This window comes from cyanobacterium endosymbiont of Epithemia turgida isolate EtSB Lake Yunoko (genome assembly GCF_000829235.1).
Lineage (GTDB): Bacteria > Cyanobacteriota > Cyanobacteriia > Cyanobacteriales > Microcystaceae > Rippkaea.
Genome location: NZ_AP012549.1, coordinates 871,239 through 891,496, shown reverse-complemented (window position 1 = coordinate 891,496; position 20,258 = coordinate 871,239). Strand labels below are relative to the sequence as shown.

The 20,258-nt window shown below is 32.7% G+C and carries 17 protein-coding genes and 2 pseudogenes; 11 read left to right on the top strand and 8 right to left on the bottom strand.

From position 1 onward, the window contains the following. Window positions 1-185: 185 nt before the first annotated feature. The 5 genes and pseudogenes from ETSB_RS02710 to ETSB_RS09550 form a co-directional block, all read left to right on the top strand. Window positions 186-1,169: an aspartate carbamoyltransferase catalytic subunit gene (locus ETSB_RS02710; RefSeq protein WP_044106134.1), complete on the top strand. Its 984-nt coding sequence runs from the start codon at window positions 186-188 to the stop codon at window positions 1,167-1,169. After that, window positions 1,162-1,794, top strand: a pseudogene (locus ETSB_RS02705) (sensor histidine kinase); the annotation flags it as partial. The gene ETSB_RS02710 and the pseudogene ETSB_RS02705, both read left to right, overlap by 8 nt. A gap of 33 nt (window positions 1,795-1,827) precedes the next feature. Continuing rightward, a complete protein-coding gene (locus ETSB_RS02700; RefSeq protein ID WP_044106133.1) occupies window positions 1,828-2,544 on the top strand; it encodes a 4'-phosphopantetheinyl transferase family protein in 717 nt (238 codons plus the stop codon). A 209-nt stretch (window positions 2,545-2,753) separates the two neighbouring features. Then, a complete protein-coding gene (locus tag ETSB_RS10820; protein WP_084220234.1) occupies window positions 2,754-2,933 on the top strand; it encodes a sugar nucleotide-binding protein in 180 nt (59 codons plus the stop codon). Next, window positions 2,906-3,398 (top strand): annotated as a pseudogene (locus tag ETSB_RS09550) (GDP-mannose 4,6-dehydratase); the annotation flags it as partial. The gene ETSB_RS10820 and the pseudogene ETSB_RS09550, both read left to right, overlap by 28 nt. A gap of 679 nt (window positions 3,399-4,077) precedes the next feature. Here ETSB_RS09550 and ETSB_RS02695 read toward each other — a convergent pair. Beyond that, window positions 4,078-4,308 carry a ferredoxin-thioredoxin reductase variable chain gene (locus ETSB_RS02695; protein WP_044106132.1) on the bottom strand — a complete coding sequence of 77 codons (231 nt, stop codon included), beginning with the start codon at window positions 4,306-4,308 and terminating at the stop codon, window positions 4,078-4,080. Between the two features lie 331 nt (window positions 4,309-4,639). Here ETSB_RS02695 and lpxD point away from each other — a divergent pair, with 331 nt between their 5' ends. Beyond that, window positions 4,640-5,680, top strand: a complete 1,041-nt coding sequence (gene lpxD / locus ETSB_RS02690) for a UDP-3-O-(3-hydroxymyristoyl)glucosamine N-acyltransferase (RefSeq protein ID WP_044106131.1) — start codon at window positions 4,640-4,642, stop codon at window positions 5,678-5,680. Window positions 5,681-6,829: 1,149 nt separating this feature from the next. On the opposite strand, the gene aroQ is transcribed toward lpxD, so the two are convergent. Together aroQ and rpsF are read right to left on the bottom strand one after the other, a co-directional pair. Further along, window positions 6,830-7,294: a type II 3-dehydroquinate dehydratase gene (gene aroQ, locus ETSB_RS02685; protein ID WP_044106130.1), complete on the bottom strand. Its 465-nt coding sequence runs from the start codon at window positions 7,292-7,294 to the stop codon at window positions 6,830-6,832. Between the two features lie 463 nt (window positions 7,295-7,757). Further along, window positions 7,758-8,114 (bottom strand): 30S ribosomal protein S6, encoded by a 357-nt coding sequence (rpsF, locus tag ETSB_RS02680; protein WP_044106129.1) that lies wholly within the window; start codon window positions 8,112-8,114, stop codon window positions 7,758-7,760. 169 nt (window positions 8,115-8,283) lie between these two features. On the opposite strand from rpsF, the gene ETSB_RS02675 reads away from it, so the two are divergent. Further along, window positions 8,284-9,111, top strand: coding sequence for a fumarylacetoacetate hydrolase family protein (locus tag ETSB_RS02675; RefSeq protein ID WP_044106126.1), 828 nt, complete (start codon window positions 8,284-8,286; stop codon window positions 9,109-9,111). On the opposite strand, the gene ETSB_RS02670 is transcribed toward ETSB_RS02675, so the two are convergent. Next, the gene (locus ETSB_RS02670; protein ID WP_044106124.1) at window positions 9,071-9,571 is read right to left on the bottom strand and encodes a Tic20 family protein; all 501 of its coding nucleotides are present in this window, start codon (window positions 9,569-9,571) and stop codon (window positions 9,071-9,073) included. The two genes, ETSB_RS02675 and ETSB_RS02670, sit on opposite strands and share 41 nt — an antisense overlap. Window positions 9,572-11,806: 2,235 nt before the next feature. Between ETSB_RS02670 and ETSB_RS02665 the strand changes: the two genes are divergently transcribed. Next, entirely contained in the window at window positions 11,807-12,172 is a 366-nt protein-coding gene (locus tag ETSB_RS02665; protein WP_044106122.1) for a DUF2237 family protein, read from the top strand. A gap of 432 nt (window positions 12,173-12,604) precedes the next feature. Then, complete coding sequence (locus ETSB_RS02660; RefSeq protein ID WP_044106120.1) at window positions 12,605-12,820, top strand: hypothetical protein; 216 nt, start codon at window positions 12,605-12,607, stop codon at window positions 12,818-12,820. On the opposite strand, the gene ilvN is transcribed toward ETSB_RS02660, so the two are convergent. Further along, window positions 12,805-13,335 (bottom strand): acetolactate synthase small subunit, encoded by a 531-nt coding sequence (gene ilvN, locus ETSB_RS02655; protein ID WP_044106118.1) that lies wholly within the window; start codon window positions 13,333-13,335, stop codon window positions 12,805-12,807. The genes ETSB_RS02660 and ilvN overlap by 16 nt on opposite strands. 371 nt (window positions 13,336-13,706) lie before the next feature. Between ilvN and mgtE the strand changes: the two genes are divergently transcribed. Beyond that, window positions 13,707-15,095 (top strand): magnesium transporter, encoded by a 1,389-nt coding sequence (gene mgtE / locus ETSB_RS02650; RefSeq protein WP_044106116.1) that lies wholly within the window; start codon window positions 13,707-13,709, stop codon window positions 15,093-15,095. A gap of 1,188 nt (window positions 15,096-16,283) precedes the next feature. On the opposite strand, the gene fabZ is transcribed toward mgtE, so the two are convergent. The 3 genes from fabZ to ETSB_RS02640 all read right to left on the bottom strand — a co-directional run bounded on the left by fabZ (window position 16,284) and on the right by ETSB_RS02640 (window position 17,361). Further along, the gene (fabZ, locus tag ETSB_RS02645; RefSeq protein WP_044107573.1) at window positions 16,284-16,781 is read right to left on the bottom strand and encodes a 3-hydroxyacyl-ACP dehydratase FabZ; all 498 of its coding nucleotides are present in this window, start codon (window positions 16,779-16,781) and stop codon (window positions 16,284-16,286) included. A 221-nt stretch (window positions 16,782-17,002) separates the two neighbouring features. Further along, on the bottom strand, window positions 17,003-17,086 hold the full coding sequence (locus ETSB_RS10610; protein ID WP_332403818.1) for a hypothetical protein: 84 nt from the start codon (window positions 17,084-17,086) through the stop codon (window positions 17,003-17,005). Further along, window positions 17,071-17,361, bottom strand: a complete 291-nt coding sequence (locus tag ETSB_RS02640; RefSeq protein WP_332403747.1) for a hypothetical protein — start codon at window positions 17,359-17,361, stop codon at window positions 17,071-17,073. Before ETSB_RS02640 ends, ETSB_RS10610 begins: the two co-directional genes overlap by 16 nt. 1,471 nt (window positions 17,362-18,832) lie before the next feature. Between ETSB_RS02640 and serS the strand changes: the two genes are divergently transcribed. Next, window positions 18,833-20,116 (top strand): serine--tRNA ligase, encoded by a 1,284-nt coding sequence (gene serS, locus ETSB_RS02635; RefSeq protein ID WP_044106112.1) that lies wholly within the window; start codon window positions 18,833-18,835, stop codon window positions 20,114-20,116. Window positions 20,117-20,258: the final 142 nt, after the last annotated feature.

The following is a 20,258-nucleotide window of genomic DNA, read 5'->3' as shown; positions in this document are numbered from 1 at the left end:
ATCAAAGTCTGTAGGGAGTTTTAAAAATATTCAACTGTTAAGTTGAATATTTTTTAAGACTCTTCTTAGGAAAGATTAGTAGAGTGAGCGAATACAATACAGTAGCATAGTTATTGATTGGTTGATTGGTTGCTTCCTCGCATCTCAGTCAGAATTCACAATTTATCTAAATTAAACCGACTAACATGAATTGGACTCGAAATCATATTTTAGGGTTGGCTGATTGGATGATTGAGGAATACGATATCCTTTTACAAACTGCCTCTAGTTTCCGGGAAGTTTTATCTCGACGCACTAAAAAGGTTCCAGCCCTTCAGGGACAGGTGGTGACCAATATGTTTTTTGAACCTTCTACCCGTACCCGCAGTAGTTTTGAATTAGCTGCCAAACGTCTTTCGGCAGACATACTTAATTTTTCTCCTGAAAGTTCTTCTTTGACAAAAGGGGAGACAATTTTGGATACAGCTAAAACTTATCTAGCGATGGGAACGGATATTATGGTTGTTCGCCACAAACAAGCCGGCGTTCCTCAAGCGATTGCAGCAGAAATGGACTTTTTAGAAACAGGTGTCTGTGTTCTCAATGGAGGAGATGGTCAACATGAACATCCTTCCCAAGGATTATTAGATTTATTTACTTTATGTTCTTTACTTGATCTTGATAACCCTAGAATAGAACTGTTAAAAGGCAAAAAAATTGCCATCGTAGGAGATATTCTACATTCAAGGGTTGCCCGTTCTAACATTTGGAGTTTAACCAAAGCTGGGGCCCAGGTTTATATAGCCGGACCCCCTACATTGGTTCCCAAATCTTTTCTCCAGATGGTGACAAAATTGGAAAGCGATCAATTATGTTTACATTGGGACATTGAATCGGCCTTAATTGAAGCTGACTTTGTTATAACTTTGCGCTTACAACAAGAACGAATGACAGATAATTTATTACCCAGTTTACGAGAGTATCATCAATATTATGGTATTACCCGTGATCGTCTTAAGTTATGTAAACCTAAGGTCAAGGTTCTTCATCCAGGTCCAGTTAATCGAGGAGTAGAAATAAGTTCTGACTTGATCGACGATCAAGAGTTTAGTTTGATTCAACAACAGGTTACAAATGGAATCGCTGTGCGAATGGCCTTATTATATTTGATTGGAACATTGAATAGTTAGCGATTTAATCCATGAATTAAGAACTCCTTTAACAGTAGTTAGAGGATACTTATAAAAATTAGCTGATAAATCCATTGACTTCTTTCCAGAACTGTATTTAAAATTACTTAAAGAGACAAGACGTTTAGAGCGATTAATTCAAGATATTCAAGAACTTTCTCAAGCCGAAGCGGGGTATTTGTCAAATATACCGATTTTAATCACTTTAGTAGAAAGATTTTCTGCTCAAATTCTTGAGAGTGGTCCAATAATTAAATTAGACTCTTCTAAAGATTTACCCTTATTCTCGGGAGATAGAGATCGCACTGAACAGATTTTAATGAATTTATTAGGAAACGCTATTCTTTACACTGAAAAAGGACTAATTACTGTTAAAGCTTGCTGCGATAATCACCGAGTTTTTATATCTGTCATTGATACAGGAATTGGTATTAATTCTAAAAATTTACCCTATGTCTTTGAAAGATTTTGGCGTGCAGATAAATCTAGAGCACGTCATGCTGAAGGAGCAGGGATTTGACTAGCTATTACCCGCCGTCTAGTAGAACTACAAGGGAAAAAAATAGAGGTCACAAGCGAATTAGGAAAAGGAAGTATCTTTACTTTCTATCTTTCGATTGCTTAGATTATTAGTTGTAAAATATTTTATGAATATCTAATGTGGATTAAGTCTCCCAATCGTTTAACCTTAAATCCATCGGATATTCACTTATGGAAACAAGACCTAAAAGTCTCAGACTTAGAAGTGAATAGGTGTTTTGCAATACTTAGTCAAGAAGAAAAAATAAAGGCTAAAAATTTTTCTTTTAAAGAACATAAACGACGCTTCATTGTGGCCAGAGGTACCCTAAAAACAATTTTAGGTCAATACTTAAATATCCCGGCTTCCACAATTGAATTTACTTATAGTTCACGAGGAAAACCACGATTAACGAATAAATTAGGGGTAAATAGCTTGCAATTTAACCTTTCGCATTCCCACGAATTGGCGATTTATGGTGTAACCTGCAATCACGTTATAGGAGTTGATCTTGAATATGTTCGTCCTATGTCAGAGGCCAAAAAACTGGCCAAACGTTTTTTCTGTTCCCAAGAATATAATCAAATCAGCCTTCTAACTTCTCCTGATCTGGAAAAAACTTTTTTTAAACTTTGGACAGCCAAGGAAGCCTATTTGAAAGCTACAGGAGAAGGAATTGCTGGAGGACTCAATCAAGTCGAAGTCTCCCTTGACTCCTTTTCTCAATTACTTAAGTTACCCAACAATCAATCTCTGTTAAACTGGACTACATTCTTTTTCATACCACACCCTAATTATCAAGGAGCAGTAGTTTCTCACACTAACGAATGGAAATTGAGTTATTGGACTATTTAAGAAGGTAGACAGCATATTCAACTCTTCAAAGTGGACCCCATTCTCTGTACAATTCCGACTTAAGATTCGCAATGAAAAACCTAATGTCAAAAGTTTTATCAATAGAAACTGATGAACAATTATGTCAAGAGTTAAAGCAGACTTTAATCTCTATTGGGCAAGTACTTTGTATAAATCGCAAAATTATTGATTTAGCTTGACTTGATCAAATTCGCAAGGGAATACAAGAAATCAAGCCTGATCTAATTGTCAATGCTGCTGTTGATAAGTCTGAGAGTAAGTCCAAGGTTGCTTTCTCAATCAATGAAATTGCTTCCACAATTATGGCAGAAGAATATAAAAAACTCGGGACTTTTTTCTTTCATATTTCTACAGATATGGTGTCCTAACTATTATTACGAACTGTTCTAATAATTATGGCTCTCATCATTATCCCTACAAAATTAATTTCTTTAACATCTATTAATATTTGATAAGGAAAACCTTTACCTGTTTATGGGGACGATCAAAATATTCGAGATTGGTTATATGTTGGCGATTATTGTTCAGTGTTAGAGACAGTTATTAACAAGAGAAATTTAAGATAAACTTATAATTTCGACGGCGATAATCAGGTTAAAAATATTGATCTAGTTACTATGTTATGTGACTTAATGGATGAATTAGCTCCAAACTCACCTTTGAAAACAGCTAAACAATGAATTATTTTTGTTAAAGATCGCTCTGGTCATGATCGTTGTTATGCTATTGATGCCACAAAAATAAACATGGAATTAGGATCGATTCCTCAAGAAACTATAGAGAAAAAATTTTAAAAAACGCTCCAATGGCATTTAGACAATGAAGATTGGTAGCAACTTTTATTATCTAGAGAATACTAGTAATTTTCTCAAAAAGTTGATAGTAGTTAACCAACTTAGAAATTACTATACTGACAAACTACATCAAATATATCTCGTCTGGATATAAACAAGAGACATCTACACATCTACATCTTAGAATAACTCAAGACTGTGTATATAGGTATGTTATGATGCTCAGTTGTTGTTTTTTAGATAAGAGTTCGGATAACTATCTCTTAATTTTGACAACCTTCTCTATTTCACTAATTTTTTGCTTTTTACCTTTAGTGACTATTTTAATATCTTCATAGCAACCATATTTAAGTTAATCTGTCAATGTGCAACTCCTAAGACCGGTTTTCGAAAAAACATTAAGTGGGGTACGTTAAGTTAATGATGCTTGTGGTAAGCTAGGCTTAGGTTGAATTATCCTGTAACACACCAAAATAAATGCATTTTAGGTTCGCTGCTTCAATACACTCTACTCTTAATCTTTAAGATTGACTTAACAAGCGTTTTTTTACAGACAAGAAATATTCGGAGAAAAAAACTTTTTATTCAAGCAAGAACTTCCTGGCGAGCTAAAGCTGTAACAGAGGATTGTCAGTAAAGTCTAACTACGCTAAAAGTTGCAGGTGATTGGTTCTTGGGAAGTTTCTGAAAATTATTCTCCCCAAGTTTAGCTAAATGCTTATTCGGGTTTGATCACTTCTAGTTCATGATCTCGAAAATGAGCCTTAAACCGTTTATCAAATTTGACTAAGAAGGGAAAACTGCTGCTAACCGGCCTTCCTTGCCAATTTGTAATAATATCAATGATTTCTCCTTCCATCCCTTTGAGATCGAAGGGCTGTTTTTTATGCTGAGGGTAATGATAAACAATAATAGATGCCATAACACGGACGCGATCGCCAACTTTCATGTGTGTTTTTAATTGTACGGTTATAGGGTGGTATAAAGATCACTTCACTATTAATCATCTATCGTCGATGATAATAAGTGGTGAGTAATTGTTTAGGTAACATCTAGACCAGCTTATCATTTACTCTAGACTTAGCCTACTGAGTTAACTAACTTTTCCCTTTAAAGATAACTTAGGATAATGGGGGTTAATCTTGGTCTAGTTACTTGATTAAAAGTTGGCTTAAATCTTTGCTAGGATTATTGTCATCAGAGGTATCCAGAAAAATAATCAACAACTTCCTAAAATTTAATCAGGTTTCAAGTTAATCAGGTTTCAAGGAAAATTAATGATGAAGTTCAATGAAATTACCAAAAAGCTTAATTCCTCAGTCATCAATTCTAGCCTCACTAATCACCCCGATAATAACCCTAACATTGTCGGACTCGCCCCCGTCGATGAAGCGATAGCAGGACAACTCAGCTATATTGAGGGAGATAAATTTGCTCCTATGGTTAATAAAACGGCAGCTAGCGCTCTTATTTTACCCCTTGATGAGGCATTACAAAATCAAGCCAGTGAAAGGGGGATTGCTTGGATAGCTACCAAAGAACCCCGTTTAATCTTCGCTCAGGCGATTAATTTTTTTTATAAACCTTTTCACCCTGCTCCCGGGATTCATCCGAGTGCTATCATTGATCCCTCTGTTAAGCTTGGTAAAAATATTTATATTGGTCCCCATGTCGTTATTGAACACGATGTAACTATAGGGGACAACGTATGTATTCATTCTAATGTAGTCATTTATCCACAGGTTTTCCTAGGAAGTCATAGCATCCTTCATGCTAACTGTACTATCCATGAATGTACACAAATCGGGTCTAATTGTGTAATTCATAGTGGAGCAGCTATTGGCTCGGAGGGTTTTGGATTTGTTCCAACCCCTCAAGGTTGGTTTAAGATCGAACAATCAGGCTATGTAATTCTCGAAGATGGGGTAGAAATTGGCTGTAATAGTGCGGTTGATCGTCCTGCTGTAGGGACTACTAATATTGGACGTAATACCAAGCTGGATAATTTAGTTCATATTGCCCATGGTTGCAAAATTAGCGAAAATTGCATTTTGGCCGGACAAGTTGGTTTAGCGGGAGGCGTCAAGTTGGGAAATAGAGTAATCTTAGCTGGACAGGTAGGGGTAGCTAATAAAATCAACATTGGAGATGGGGTGATTGCTACAGGACAGACAGGTATTACTAATGATATCGCTCCAGGAGAAATAATCTCTAGTAGTCCGGCAGTTCCTCATAAATTATATCTGAAAGTTTCTGCTATCTATAAACGCCTTCCTGAAATGTACAAAACTCTAAAACGTCTGCAAAAAAAGATTGAATAGAATTAATTGTTCTATAAACTTTTTAAAAATCTATATACTATAATGACCTAGTGTTCTATAGCAAAGTTAAAAAACTAGGTTTGCTATTATTTATTAATAATAATTATTTTTTGAATAAAATAAATCTAGATAACTATTTAAAACAACTCACTTTCTATACCTTCTTTTATATTTTAGGATTTAAACTTACTTGTATTTCTTTATTAATTTTTATCAATAACTTTTCTATATATTGTTGATACTTTGTTTCTCTTACTTTGTATTCAATAATTATTTTACTTTTTTTGATATTTTTAGATAGTTTCTATACTTATCATTATTTTTAGGTCTATTCTTGTTTGTCTAGCAACAATAGATTTCTAAATAAATTCACCAACAAATATCCCTAAAGTTATATTCTAATTAGAATTAATATAGCACCTTGGATAGATAAACAAACGGAACAACTAAATTAATGAGTTTGATTGCTACTTTAGACTTAAAATTGTCTCCCGTCAGTATAAAATGAAAAATAATTAACTCACTACTTATTATGTAATTACATACTGCTTTTTGTAATCAATTTTCAATTTTAATTGATGCAATAAAAACCGTTCTTATGATTTTAATTATAGCAACTGGAATGTTAGATTAATAATATACTGCAATTTTTTGAGCAATATCAAAAACATTTCTATCATGAGAGTCTGATTTGGGTGTATAAATCCAAATACTACGTATAATTAGGTTGTCGATTTACAATGTCATCTAACAGGCGACTATTGCAAACAGCACTTAATACTCTAAAATCTTGTACATATTCTGTTAATTTTTTTCGATTGTTACCTAATTTATCTAAAGAAATAACTTCAGTAAGGTATAAGCAATTTACATTGTTTCTGTCGTTTTATTGATCTTGTTATGTAATTCATCCTAATGTTTATGACGCCACACTTAAGACATCAATTCTTGTTGGATATCATCGTAAATGTAGTTACAGGTCGACTACTTATCAATAATATAGCCGTCTCAAGAATAATTCGAGATTTGAAGGCTTAATCTCGCTAACAGTCACAGCAAATTAACTTTATTCTTTCGCATTAACCCCGTTTTCACTCTAATCTAATAGAAAATAGTCAGTTCTATTCTTGTCCTACAAGAAAAATTGCTTCAATTCCCATTTCTAAGAATGTCAACCAAAGCGTATAATCCTAATTTATAACTCTGCGCACCAAAACCACTAATCTGTCCGATAACAACAGCAGCAATACAAGAATGATGACGAAAATCTTCCCGCTTATAAATATTACTCATGTGAACTTCAATAGTAGGGATTCTTACTGCAGACAAAGCATCTCTAATGGCAATGCTAGTGTGAGTATAAGCTCCGGCATTAATGATGATCCCTTGGTATTTATCCAAAGAATCATGAATAGCATCCACTAAAACTCCCTCGTGGTTGGATTGCATACATTCTAGACTACAGCCAAGAATTTTAGCCTCCTCTGTTAGAAGGTAGTTTATACTATCCAAAGTGACAGAGCCGTAAACAAGTGGTTCCCGTTTTCCTAATAGATTTAGACTAGGACCGTGAAGAACCAAAACATTGAGTCGTCTAAAAGTTTCAGAATACACTTCAGATCAACTGTGCCTAACGGCGGTGCTGTGAATCGTTTACAGGGATAGGGAGCAGCTCAGGTTCAGGCTCAGCTTGCGGACCGAGTAACGTTTCAATCAACTTTTGTGCCCATTCTTTGAGCTTTTCGAGAACTCTCTCCAAATAGTCCATTAGTACAGACTGCTCCTGATGAATATGTTCAATCGGTTTTCTGTGAGGTTTGTCAGATCGGCAACAGAATCACTTCAAGACAGATTTACCTCAAGAACTGTGCTAGTTGTTCTAATATTTACAACAACAAACTAGTTTATAAACAAATTTTATAGGTGTATAGATTCTAACACAAGGTTTTTGAGATGGACACTACTTATGGTTAAAATATTGGAATAGTATTGAGACAGAGGATCAACCAAAAATTCGGGATAGATTACCCCTGACCCATATGTACGGGTTTTGTCTTGTCAACTACCCCGTCATATTTCAACTATCAACAGATTGTTCTAGTTCTTCTTGGTTTCCAACGTCGGAATCTAGCTCTTTTGACGCAGCTTTCTTAAGTTTAATAGTCAAATAGCGAATTACTTCTTCACTTAAGCGCATTGCTCGCTCTAAGGGGGCTACTTGAGTCCCTTCACCCTGGTAATTCATTTGAACATAAATTCCATCAAAGTACCGCTGAATTTGGTAAGCTAACCGCCGTTTACCCCAAATATTGGTTTGAAGATCGATTACGTTGTACTCTTTGAGAAAATCTTCATATTTACTCACTTCTTGCTGCACCTGCTCTTCTGATAAACTGGGGCGCAGAATGTATAACATTTCGTAACTTTCATGCATAACGGTAATCTCCTTATGGACAAGTGGGCTTCTTTATAGCTTTAGGCTTGAGAAGCAAGGGAAGTCTTTTGAACATATCCAAATAAGATCATACTACGATTAAAAGATTTAACGCTAGTATATCTGTTATCTCATCGACTCAAATATATTTAACTGACCGTATACTGCTATGGCGCAACGCTATGTTAGAGTCAAAACGGCTCAAGGAAAAATCCACTACGGCTCCCTTAATCCTAACCGCACAGTGACAGTCATAAATGCTGCTCCTTGGCACGGTGGACAAATGACTGACATTATTTTAGGAGCTGATACTTATCACTTGTTAGCCCCTTGTTTTCCTTCCAAAATCATAGCAGTGGGGAGAAATTACCGTGCCCATACTGCTGAACTTGGTAATATGGTTCCCCAAGAACCTTTATTATTTCTTAAGCCACCTTCAACTTTAACTCCTGATAGTCAGCCGATTTACTATCCTCCTCAGTCCCAGCAGGTTGACTATGAGGGGGAATTGGCTTTAGTGATGGGTGAGATTACTAAAAATTGTTCTCCTCAACAAGCTCGTACCAAAATTTGGGGATATACTATTGGCAATGATGTCACCGCCCGCGATCTACAAAGAAAAGATGATCAATGGACAAGAGCTAAAGGGTTTGATAGCTTTTGTCCCCTCGGTCCCTGGATTGTGCGAGAATTAAGTGCAGGAGCTAGAATACAGACTTTTGTCAATGATGATCCTGAGCCTAGACAATCAGCGTTAATTCATGAGATGGTTTTTTCACCGCAAGCTGTAGTTTCCTATATTTCCCATATTATGACCTTAATGCCAGGGGATGTAGTTTTCACAGGAACACCAGAAGGGGTAGGTCCAGTTAAAGTAGGAGATAAGATTAGAGTTGAAATTGAAGGAATTGGTAGTTTAGAAAATCCTGTCATGCCTGCTTTTGTGTCTCAAATCTCTAGTAACGAACTTGGGAATATGCCGCCTCAGAAATCGTAGGAATTTCAGCGTAACGCCCTAAAACTGATTGAATCATTGAATAGTAGGAAGCTGCAATGGAACCTAGAAATACAACATTATACAAAGTCTCTATGAATAGACCACTATTGCCAAAGGCGGGAACGAGAGCCCATTGCATAATTAGTTGAATCAGCGATAGTAGAATTCCAATAAGAATAGTCTGCATAGTATTATAGCGGACAAAGTGGCTGATCCTATCATTTCGAACTATTCCCAAAAAGAGAATCATAAAAACTAGAAAACTACCAAACATCCCAAACAATTGAACGGAAAATTTGTAAACAACTGCAATTGGAAACCCTGGTAGTAAAAAGAAGCTAAAAACAGGAAATTGGTTAACTAAAAAGGTACTAAAAAATATTGCATCGAAAATAGCGAAACAATAAACCAAGGTTCCAAAAATGCGATCCTTAATCTCTATAGAACCACGCCAAGCCATAATATTTGTCTCCTATGAGTGATTGATTATGTCTACTCTTTAATTTAACAATATATGCCAGATTTTATATCTTAACATTAGTTATCAGCTGATGAGGCAATAACCGTTAAATCCTACTTGGAATTATTTGGTTATCTGTTGACTGTTAAATCATGTTTAATAAACCTTATTATATAAGTTTAGGGTTAACTTGATTTCAACTTAACTTCCTCTATTTTTTAATTCCTCTTGTAGATTAGCTTCAATTCGTATAGAATTTTTTTTAGGTCTTGATTTTTTAACGTTTATCTCTTTTTAAATTGATCTATTTTTTTATTCCTTCACAAATTTTTAGCATTAATTGCTTGAGTATATTTAACTTTTTATGTACTATTATTTCATAAATAAACTTATTTTATTTACAAACTGAATATTGTTTTAAATTGGAGTAAATATCCTAATAGTAGGTTAAAATTTTAAAGTGTTTATTTTTCTCAAAATACAAGTGTTATAAATTAGTGAGGGAAATAATTTAATTTTACGAGGTCATGGATAGATTATAAAAATAAGAAGTTATCGGTTAATCTGGTAAAAAGTTTTTAAGCGACATGAGAAGCTTGTTTTTTATTTTAGTGACGTATACAAAACTGATACAAATAATTGCCAGATTTTTCTATAAGATAACTAGGTTTAATTTTTTTTATTGTCAACATAAAAGTTGACAGTATATTGCTGAAAATTTAATTATTAAACTTCTAATAATTTTTAGAAGCCAGCATCCGTTTCAGGTTTTTAAAACTATAAATAACTAGTGTAAAAACAAGTTTTATAAGTTTGATATAAGTTTTTCAAATTTATTGACTAAGCAGCTTCTGCTAAATAAATTCTTGATCTATCAATAAGTTAAATAAAATTTGATTAGTTTTTTAAAGTTAAAATTAGCATCAAAGTAATCGATTATTTTTAAGTCTATTATTGATCTCACTAATTATCTTTACAGTGTTCTTTAAAGAATTAAATAAGATGTTTTTGAACTAAAGGTAACTTTTTTCTCCAAATTGTAATGACTATTAATATATAGTTATTAGGTTTCAGTGCCACTTCTAGATTAGAGATGATAAATTGGTAATAAATTAATTCTAAAACTCTTATTTCAACTATATTCTATAACTACAAAAACTTTGTTTTTATGATCTTGGAGACCTTGTAAAACAAGACTTTTAGTAAGGTAAAGAGATAATAGACAATACCATAATAGTGAAATTTATTAGTTAGGTTTAATTTTTAAGATATATTTAGTATTATTATTTTTTCATACTGTAAGTATTTATACTCGTTATTTTTAAGGAAGTTTAAATTTTATTTAATAATAAGTAAAAAGATAAGTATTACCTTATTTAGTAATAAAATACTAGCCTTCTATATTCGATTGAGTCGTTGAAATACTAACCATTAATAAAACTTTCTGATAAATTAGAATTACTAATGTATAAAAATTTTTTTTAAAACTTGTATCTTCCTCTTTGATCGGGTTTTTGCCATTTTAAGGGTGTAACCATAATTTTAAATTAGGTGATTATCAAATATATTTCAAAGCTCTCTCCTCATCAAAGCCAAAAGATAACCTATAAAATCAATCAAAATAGACCAGTTTATAGCAGTTTGATTATTTAACAATATCTCAAAGTATTTATTGAGAATTTGGAAAAGCTATATCATTAGGTGACTCAATACAAAAATAGACAAACTTTAACTTGACTAGCTAGCTAAATCATCTTAATTAGCTCAATCTTTTCAATAACTATTGGTAGTCTCAATTTAGCATCATCAGGTACGATCATCATTAGAGTACATAATGTGGACTAACGATGTATTCCATAACAGTAGTGATTTTTATAGTTTTTAAGACAAGACAATTTTCTAGGATTGCTTTCTATTGAGAGTAGAAATATAATCGCTATCAAGTTCAATATATCAATAGAAAATGAGAAGTTTGCCACCTTGTAAAGAATAATTTTAGGACTTTTTTTACAATGCAAAAGTCGGATAAAAAAAAATTCTGCTAATAAACTACTTATGTTACTTATTTCCAAGCTTCAGCATGAATAGTTCATAGTTTTTAAAAATCTTCTGATAACTGACAATGAATTGATTGAAATATGTTTGGATTAAGTTTAATCCAAACATATTTTTTTGATATTAATACTGGTATGATAGTATCATTTGAGATGTAATTCTCTGAATAGGAGTACAGAGATGACAGAAGCTAAAAACGTCTTGGGGACTAAATTGATTGCATGTTGCACTTCTCCGATGACGGGATATTATCGAGACGGCTATTGTCGTACAGGGGGTCAAGACTACGGGGCCCATGTTGTTTGTGCCCAAATGAGTTTAGCATTTCTTGAATTCACTAAGTCTCAGGGTAATGATCTTAGCACTCCTATTCCTCAGTACAATTTTCCTGGGCTAAAACCAGGTGATCGCTGGTGTTTGTGTGGGTCACGCTGGCAAGAAGCCTTAGAAGTTGGGGTTGCTCCCCGAATTATCCTAGAAGCAACTCATGTCAGAGCACTAGAAATAGTTTCTTTCAGTGAGCTAAAACAATATGAGTTGAATTAATCTTCTCCATCAAACAAATATGACTTGAGAAATTCCTTTTTCGCCAGAGTTATCTTGCTATAACTTTGGCGAACCGCCAATGGTAGCGAAGCAATCCCTACAAAAACTTGCATTTGAGAGCTAGTTCATTGTTGCCCATTGTACCCAAAGCTCTATATTAGAATATTCTGGGATTGTAAGTATTTATTACGGATAAATTAAGCCTTTTTTATTTTCTCACCAATGGGTTGGTATTGTTGGCTTTTTTCTTTGAATTTAAATTTACAGATTATCATTTAGTGCTGATATTGTTGGTATTAATATAAGCTAGTATAGATTTTGTGAGACTGCAATAAATTGCCTGTCGAGCTTATCCCCATGGTTAAAAACTGGGATCTTGCACTCTCAACTTTTTCGTTCATATTAATAATAATTAAGTGATTTTTAATAAAAATGACTATGTCCAAAACCGAAATCAAACAACTTCTAGAACGCCTTATTTTTGAGGATACTTGTCCACAAGATTGGGTTGACGATGTTTGGGGGTTAAGCCCCATGCATGGAGATAGTTGTGCAAAATTATTAGAGGCTTTCCATGAGCTGATTAAACTTTGTCGAGAGGAACAATTAGAAAACTTACTCAAATCAATTTATCAAGAAAAACTTTGAAGTTTTGCCTCGAGGGATTTCAAATATTCTGTATTAACGCCAGATTCTCGAACTAGAGCAATTTTTCCGGTTCGTGCTACTTCTTTAAGCCCAAATTTGTTTAACATTTGGACAATGGCTACTATTTTACCAGGATCACCGACCACTTCGATGGTAACTGTCTCCTCAGAAATGTCGACAATTCTAGCTCGAAACACCTGGGCTAGTTCAATTACTTCGGCACGATTAGAAGCCGATGCATTAACTTTAACGAGTATCAATTCCCGTTCTACACAGGGAGTCTGAGTAATATTATTGACTTTAAGGACGTTAATTAGCTTGTACAGTTGTTTAGTCAACTGTTCAATACTGTCATTATCTCCAGGGACAACCATGATTATACGGGAGATTCCCACTGTCTCAGTAGGACCGACAGCTAAACTTTCAATATTGAAGCCACGACGTGCAAATAAGCCTGCAATTCGAGTCAAAACTCCGGCTTCGTCTTCAACTAGAACAGATAGGGTATGTTTCATACTTAATTCATTACTAAATCTGCTAAAAAATTCGGACTAACTAACTACTTTTATAAAGGTTGTATTCTATACCTTACTATTACATAATCAGGGTTTCCTTAGCCTATAATCTTACCACAATCAAGGATATTCATAATATATAAAATATTTTTTCTATTTTTATCTAATAGTTTTATTTTTTATTAATGAATTCTAAGAATCAAATAATTAATCATGAGGAATTATTGTAAGAATAAAAAATCAAGATTTTTTAAACCTATGAAGACGAAATATTAGAATTTGACAATCAGAGCTTAAATAATTTTCAAAAATAAGCTGTTTTGCCTTTAAACTGAGTATAGTATAAATCCATAAATAAAGGAGTATTAATAATGACGAATGCTGATACGACCACTTCTATTGGTTCTCATAGTGAACTTAGAGAATTAGTTTGCGTCCAACTTCAACTTTTATTGGAGCAGAAAAATTATGAAGGGGTTAAAACTTTGCTTATTCCTGTTCAACCTGTGGATATTGCTGAAGCCATTGAAGACTTGCCAAAAACTTTACAGATAATAGCTTTTCGTCTTTTAACAAAATTAGAAGCAATAGATGTTTATGAATATCTTGATCCGATAGTACAACAATCATTAATTCAAGAATTTCATGATCAAGAAGCCATCGCTATTGTCAATGATATGTCTCCGGATGATCGGGCTAAATTATTTGATGAATTACCACCTAAATTAGTCCGAAGGTTAATTGCTCAAATTGCCCCAAAAGAACGAGAGGTCACTGCTCTTCTATTAGGTTACCAAAGCGACAATGCAGGGCGACTTATGACCCCTGAATATATTGCCCTTAAAGAATATTTAACGGCAACCCAAGCACAAGGAAAACTTAGAACATTAGCTCATAAATCAGAAGTTAATTATTACATTTATGTGACAGATACTAATAAACGTCTCATTGGCATTTTATCCCTTAAAGATTTAATTATTGCTGAACCGGATCAAACTTTAGGAGAAATTATGACACAGGATGTAATTTATACTTACACTGATACTGATCAAGAAGAAGTTGCTAGACTTATTCAACGTTATGACTTATTAGCTTTACCAATTGTGGATAAAGATGAAAATCTGTTAGGGGTTATTACTGTTGATGATGTTATTGACATAATACAAGAAGAAGTAACCGAAGACTTTTATAAAATGGTAGCAGTAGAATCTCAAGGAGATAACTACTTCCAAGTAGGACTATTTGAAGTAGTGAAAAAACGGATTCCTTGGCTGTTATTATTGTTAATAACCAACTCAGTAACGGTAATTATTCTAAGTCAGTATGAAGCGGTATTAGATGAAGCTGTTGCCCTAGCCTTTTTTACACCTTTACTAATTGGCGCAGGAGGAAATGTAGGAGCGCAATCTTCGACTGTTGTTATTCGGGGATTAAGTACAGAAGCTTTAAGGGACAAAAAACCTGTTAGTGTTATTATTCGTGAATTAATTAGTGGTGCATTATTGGGAATTGTTTTAGGACCCTTAGTTGTCATTGGTATTTTTTTATTTTTTGGACACCAAGAAGTAGGTTTAACAGTAGGAATAAGTTTATTGGTAATTACTATAATTGCTGCAACAGCTGGGGCAGCATTTCCCTATATTTTTAAATCTTTTGGTTTAGATCCGGCCTTAATGTCTGCTCCTTTTATTACTACTATTGTTGATATTTTAGGAATTGTTATTTATCTAAATCTGGCTAAAATATTTCTAGGAGTATAAAATTTTTATCCATAAATAACGTAGTTAAATATTAATAATAGATGCATAAAATATTTTTTAAAAAAGTTAAAAAGTAATATTAAAAATATCGTTTGTTGTTAACTTAGATCATTACTAAAATAAAAAATCTATTAAAGAGGCACCATTTTTTATTAAAATTTTACCGAACTTTTGATGTAAAACTAACTAGTGAGATGCTAAGTAAATAAACTTTAAAGGTAAAAATTGACAAGTTTTATAAATTGATAAGCTCTTCAGTATACTATATACAGGGCACCTAATCACTTCCTAATATACTCAACGTACTTAGACATTAACAGCAAAGAAAGTACAAAGAGGAATATTCTAATTAAATTATTTAAAGTATCTGAGGTTAGTTTTTTTCTGATCAAACATATAAACTACGCTAACTACTAAGAATTATCTTCTTAAAGTATTTAATCCTAGCTTGTCCTGAGCAAGCTAGGATTAAATACTGAAAAAGTATATAGTATATTTTTAATATTGGCACTCTTTAATAAGCATTTGCTCGACTCATTTAACATCAAAACTTATCAGCTTTACCCATTGTAGGGTGCACCAAAAATATATTATAGAACGTAATTATTAATAATATTTTGTATTCCTTAGAAAGAAAAATATAAGATGTATCTAAAATAGTAGCTGTCTAATTAGAAGACTATGATTACTTTAAAATTTATTGATGATAATTGATTAAAAGCGTATTTTTTTACTGTGAATTTCTTGGCAATAAACTCGGTTACTGCATTCAGTATTAGTTGCTATAAGCTATAAAACTGGTTTAAATTATGTTTTTACTTTAGTATTTTCTACTCCATTATTGATTGACACAGGAAGAAATATTAAAACATAATTTTAAACAGTTATTATTCAGAGATTGAGTACCAATAAATAGAAATATAGAAAACCTTGTTTTGTGATCTAACGAGAATTTAATGACTGGAAGAATCTTGAGTATTGTCTTAACTTAGATAATCGTTAGTCCTAGTTTAACTATTATTTATCATTCCTACAGCAGCAACAATAACAACGTTACCTTTTTATTTATTTTATTTAAATACTTGTTTAAAGTTTGCATAGCATAATTTAATCATAATAATTATGGATATTAACTAGGATTTACATCCACTTTAAAACTACCAGGTTACTACTAAAAATTTTAAGGATTTAATGAAATCTAGAAAACAACATCTCTGCTTGGACAACTACTTGTTTATCAACTACACTTTGCCCTTTCATTTTAGCAATGCGATTCTGTTTGAATTTTAATAATTCTACCGTCATAACTAACTGATCTCCTGGAACTACAGGAAAGCGAAAACGAACTTTGTCAATACCTGCAAAAACAAAAAATTCACCTTTCATATCAGGAAGTAAAGTTAAAATAACCCCTCCAACTTGCGCCATCGATTCTATAATTAATACTCCTGGCATAATGGGACGAATAGGAATATGTCCAGCAAAAAACTGCTCATTAATGGTCACATTTTTAATCCCGACAGCTTTTTTTCCAGGGACATAATCAATAATGCGATCAACCAATGCAAAAGGATAGCGATGGGGAAGTAATTCTTGGATTTCTTGAACGGTAAAAGTTGTTTTAATGGAAAAATTTTCTATTGATTCTTGTTTGTTTTTACTTAACTCTTGAGAGGTTTGAGTCATATCAGTATTAGTTACAGTGGACATAGAATTTCATTATGATAATTGGTTATTCAGAATTTAATCAAATTTATCTTATTGTTTCATATTTTTAGCTCATATCTAAATTTAGATTGTAAAATAAGTTCAAAAGAACTACAACTGTAACAGTTAACCAAACACTTTAGTGAAAAATATCTGAGCAATTAGACAGCTATTACTATGAGTGCACTCAGTGATGGGAATTAACCTTTTTTGAGCTTTAAAAGTTCATTCGGCTTAATAACCCCTTTTTCTGTAAAAATGGCATCAATTAAACTGGTTGGCATAATGTCAAAAACTGGATTATGATAACCAAACCAATATCATTGAGACCAACTTGAGTCTCTCCTACTTGGTAAATTTCAGATGGATGACTTTCCTCGATAGGAATTTTATCTCCGTTCTCCACGTCAAAGTCAATGGTAGATAATTCAAGATGTATTAAAAACTTATCTACTTGTCTCGTTTGAATCTCCCTCGCCCCTAAACATATGCCATAAGCCGCCGTAATCCCAATAGTTGGGAACACCCTGAAAATCATAGTTTTAATGGCTTTAGCCATGTTTTCATAAGGAATAATTTCTACCAAGGTAATATTTATAAGGCAATAACACTTGATCAATGAGCAACACCTTGTCCTCATTTTAGAGTACAGGATAGATAGGGAGAATTAGTGATTTCATAGACAAGAACAATCGAGCAAAACTAATTTTTATTAAATCTTGGTACAAGATACTCGATCAACATCATTTTTTACCAACCATAGGATGACGATCAGTAGATTTATGAAAATAAAAAAATCCTTGTTTTAACATTTTTAATAGAGCATCTCTAGTGTTCAACATAATTCAATATAGAATTTTGCGTGATTTTTAGTTAACTCGATAAACTTAAAAATAAAACAATCATTCAGTCACTCCTATGAATAATAAATAGAAGATGTATACTATATTTAATAGTTACTAACCAATAATGGTTATCAACTCTCACAAAATTATTGTAATTACTGAATAAGTTATTATCTGAAGATTATGTTCCAAGATAATAATTAAGCTAAAAAAAAGAAGAATAGTGATTATACATTTAACTAAATTATTTTTTAATATTTAATTTTAGATGAAATTAAGATAGCCGAGTCAATAGCAAAATTAACATTTTTTAAATAATTAATGTCATAATTAACCTCCTGATTGATGTTTGATATATACTTGTATTTAAGTTATTTATTTATGTTTAAATATTTTTAATAAAAATAAATCTATCTAATTAGAGCAAACTTTATTAACAAAAAAATTACATTTTTTATTTTACTTCTTCCATTCTAGTTTGACTAATTCTAGTTATGACTTATAATATTGCCAGCAGCAATAATTAATTATATTTTAGTTATAAAAAAATTACATTTTTTTATAACTAAAATATGGTATTGTTCTCCTTTAAAATAAACCTACTAAAATAGGTTTTACAACCATATTAGATAATCTGTTTATTATTTTTTTAGCAAAGAGTTTATTTATCTCTAAATAAAAATACTCAGCTTTATAATATAATTATTAAACTTTATTCCCTTAAAATACAAGAAAAATTTTAGGAATTAAACAATTAAGAAGGTTTTTCTAGAATAGAAATAAAGGTTTATTGATGATCCCTAAAAATATATTTAATAATAACTTAATTTTTTATATTTATGTTTATAACTTTCCCAAAATTTAAGTTTATTTGAATCGGTAGATGGTATAATATTTGGGATACATGCATAGCATTGATACGATATTTTGATCTTACTTAATATTTTAGTAGCACTGAATAATATATTTGCGATGAATTGAAATAGATAAATATTTATTAACTTTATGACCACCAATTAAAGAGTACTTTTATGGGGTAAGTATTCGATTATTTATATTTTTTTTAAAAAACTCTTTCACTTGTCTAACCTAGAGTCTAAAAATAAATAAAGACCATTTCAATACATTGCCCAAAATCGGCTATCCTAACAGAGGAAAAATTTTAGTTAAGGGGTTGAGTCTTCTGTGTTAGATTTAAAACAGATTCGAGAAAATCCAGAACATATTCAAGAACGTCTCAATCGTCGCAGTGGTTACAGTGAATATGATTTGAGTTCTATTTTAGACCGTGATCGTGCTTCGCGTGAATTAGAAGTAACTCGAACCAAATTACAGGCCCGTAGTAACGAAATTGGAAACCTCATTGGACAGAAGATTAAAAGTGGAAGTAACCCCAAAGAGGAAGAAATTAAAATCCTTAAAATTGAAGGCAATAACTTAAAAAAACAAATAAATGCATTAGAACACCGAGAGAAAAAAATAAAATATGAGATAGAAACTCTATTACTTCAGCTTCCTAACCTTCCGAGTGACTCGACTCCCCTAGGCAAAAATGAAACAGAAAATGTAGAAGTCCGTCGCTGGGGAGACGAGTATCTACCAAAGATTGAAGTTCTTCCCCACTGGGAAGTGGCCGAAAGATTAGGTATTTTAGAAGTAGAAAAAGCGGTAAAAATAGCACAAAGTCGTTTTATTGCCCTAATGGGAGTAGGGGCGGCTCTAGAACGTACTCTAATTAATTTTATGCTTGATCGTCAGGTAGAGGTGGGTTATGTTGAAGTGATGCCCCCTGTCTTAATTAATAGCACTTCTTTGGAGGGCACTGGACAATTACCAAAATTTGCCGAAGAAAGCTTTAAATGTAGCGAAGATGACCTCTGGTTAGCCCCTACCGCTGAAGTTCCTTTAATTAATTTATATCGAGAGGAAATATTGAAAGCGGAACAACTTCCTATAAAACATTGCGCCTATACCCCTTGCTTTCGACGGGAAGCAGGGAGTTATGGAAAAGATACTCGTGGACTAATTCGTCTTCATCAGTTTAATAAAGTGGAGTTAGTGAAGATAGTTCATCCTCAAACGTCTGATGCGGAACACCAAAGTTTAGTGAACAACGCTGAAGCAATTTTAAAAGCCTTAAAATTGCCCTATCGAGTTTTGGAATTGTGTACAGGTGATTTAGGGTTTGGGGCGAATAAATGTTACGACTTAGAGGTCTGGTTGCCATCCTCAGGAACCTATCGAGAGATTTCAAGTTGCTCTAATTGTGGAGATTTTCAGGGAAGACGAGCTAATATTCGCTTTAGAGAAAAAGGCAAAAAAGGCACTCAATATGTCCATACTTTAAATGGTTCAGGGTTGGCAATTGGTCGTACTATGGCTGCTATTTTAGAGAATTATCAAACCCCTGATGGAACTGTTAAAGTTCCTGATGTTTTACAACAATATTTAAAACGGGATATCCTATAACTTTATAAGATAGACATTAAACTTCGTTTTTTTGATAATTTTTAGCTTCTATTGCCTTTACTCACTTTACCGAGCTACACACTAACTACAATTGAAAGTAAACAGCTTAGGTTGCTAGATATCCATATCCTAGCTTAATAAT

Coding starts and splice junctions, on each gene's coding strand:
- ETSB_RS02710 (WP_044106134.1), top strand. CDS start 186: ATGAATTGGACTCGAAATCATATTTTAGGGTTGGCTGATTGGATGATT.
- ETSB_RS02700 (WP_044106133.1), top strand. CDS start 1,828: ATGTGGATTAAGTCTCCCAATCGTTTAACCTTAAATCCATCGGATATT.
- ETSB_RS02695 (WP_044106132.1), bottom strand. CDS start 4,308: ATGAAAGTTGGCGATCGCGTCCGTGTTATGGCATCTATTATTGTTTAT.
- lpxD (WP_044106131.1), top strand. CDS start 4,640: ATGAAGTTCAATGAAATTACCAAAAAGCTTAATTCCTCAGTCATCAAT.
- rpsF (WP_044106129.1), bottom strand. CDS start 8,114: ATGCATGAAAGTTACGAAATGTTATACATTCTGCGCCCCAGTTTATCA.
- ETSB_RS02675 (WP_044106126.1), top strand. CDS start 8,284: ATGGCGCAACGCTATGTTAGAGTCAAAACGGCTCAAGGAAAAATCCAC.
- ETSB_RS02670 (WP_044106124.1), bottom strand. CDS start 9,571: ATGGCTTGGCGTGGTTCTATAGAGATTAAGGATCGCATTTTTGGAACC.
- ETSB_RS02665 (WP_044106122.1), top strand. CDS start 11,807: ATGACAGAAGCTAAAAACGTCTTGGGGACTAAATTGATTGCATGTTGC.
- ETSB_RS02660 (WP_044106120.1), top strand. CDS start 12,605: ATGACTATGTCCAAAACCGAAATCAAACAACTTCTAGAACGCCTTATT.
- ilvN (WP_044106118.1), bottom strand. CDS start 13,335: ATGAAACATACCCTATCTGTTCTAGTTGAAGACGAAGCCGGAGTTTTG.
- mgtE (WP_044106116.1), top strand. CDS start 13,707: ATGACGAATGCTGATACGACCACTTCTATTGGTTCTCATAGTGAACTT.
- fabZ (WP_044107573.1), bottom strand. CDS start 16,781: ATGACTCAAACCTCTCAAGAGTTAAGTAAAAACAAACAAGAATCAATA.
- ETSB_RS10610 (WP_332403818.1), bottom strand. CDS start 17,086: ATGCCAACCAGTTTAATTGATGCCATTTTTACAGAAAAAGGGGTTATT.
- ETSB_RS02640 (WP_332403747.1), bottom strand. CDS start 17,361: ATGGCTAAAGCCATTAAAACTATGATTTTCAGGGTGTTCCCAACTATT.